We start from the raw sequence: 1,271 nt of genomic DNA, 5'->3' as shown, positions 1-1,271 counted from the left end.
ACAAAATTCAACGAATCTACGGCTGTCTTTACTAAGGATGGCAATACCGTTTATTTCACACGTAATAATTATGTGAATAAAAAAGTAAGAATGAATAGTGAAAATACTATTCTCTTAAAAATTTTACGAGCGACTAAAGACGCTAACGGTAAGTGGGGCAATGTGATTGAGATGCCTTTTAACAGCAATGCTTACAATGTGGCACATCCAGCGTTAAGCTCTGATGAGCAGTATTTATATTTTGCTTCGGATATGGAAGGAACTCTGGGAACTTCTGATATTTTCCGTGTAAAGATTTTAGAAAATGGTTATGGAAAACCTGAAAATTTAGGGAATGTGATTAATACCACGGGACGTGAGTCGTTTCCTTTCATTTCAAAAGATAACATACTGTATTATTCATCAGATGGATTTCCAGGTTTGGGAGGGTTGGATATTTTTGCGGTTAAGCTCTATGACAATGGAACAACGTCAAAGCCAATCAACATTGGTATGCCTGCCAACAGTGCCGATGATGATTTCTGTTTCGTAATTGATAGCGATAAAAAGATAGGATTTTTGACTTCAAACCGTCCAGGAGGAAAAGGAAAAGATGATATTTATTCGTTTTATGAGCGTTCTCCTTTACAGTTTTACTGTTCAAAAATCATGCGAGGAGTGGTTAAAAATTCAGAAACTAATGAGATTATTCCAAATGCAAAAGTTTTATTGTCAAGCAAAAATATGACATTATTGAAATCCGAAACGGCTACCGAACAAGGAGCTTTCTCTTTCGGAGGAGATTTAATCAGATGTGAAGAACCTCATTTCTACTTAAAAGGGGAGAAAGAAGGATTTGAAACAGCCGAAGTAAAAGTAACTACAACGGGTAATGATAGAGAAGTGTATTATGAAATCATGTTAAAACCACGAGTTGTTAAAATTGAGAAAGACGTTGATTTGGCAAAAGTATTGAATATTAAGGAAATTTATTTTGATTTAGATAAATCGAATATTCGTCCTGACGCTGAAGTGCAATTAGCTAAGGTTCTTCAAGTTATGAAAGAACATCCGAATATAAAAATTGATGTTCGTTCGCATACCGACAGCCGAGCGTCACATGCCTATAACTTGTCATTGTCCGACAGAAGAGCCAAATCTACAGTAAAATGGATTATTGATAACGGAATAGATAAGAGTCGTATTACAGGAAAAGGATATGGAGAAACTCAGTTAGTTAATGGTTGTTCGGATGGTGTTTCATGTTCTGAGGAAGAACATCAAGCAAATCG

1 protein-coding gene is annotated in these 1,271 nt (G+C 35.7%); it reads left to right on the top strand.

The window, feature by feature from the left end:
- On the top strand, positions 1-1,271 hold a 1,271-nt coding region (locus tag CCAND38_RS01105), incomplete at both ends, for an OmpA family protein (RefSeq protein ID WP_042343114.1).

The sequence above is a fragment of the Capnocytophaga canis genome (assembly GCF_000827555.1).
GTDB lineage: Bacteria > Bacteroidota > Bacteroidia > Flavobacteriales > Flavobacteriaceae > Capnocytophaga > Capnocytophaga canis.
Note: the sequence above shows the minus strand (reverse complement) of the source record. Positions and strands in the feature narration are given on the sequence as shown.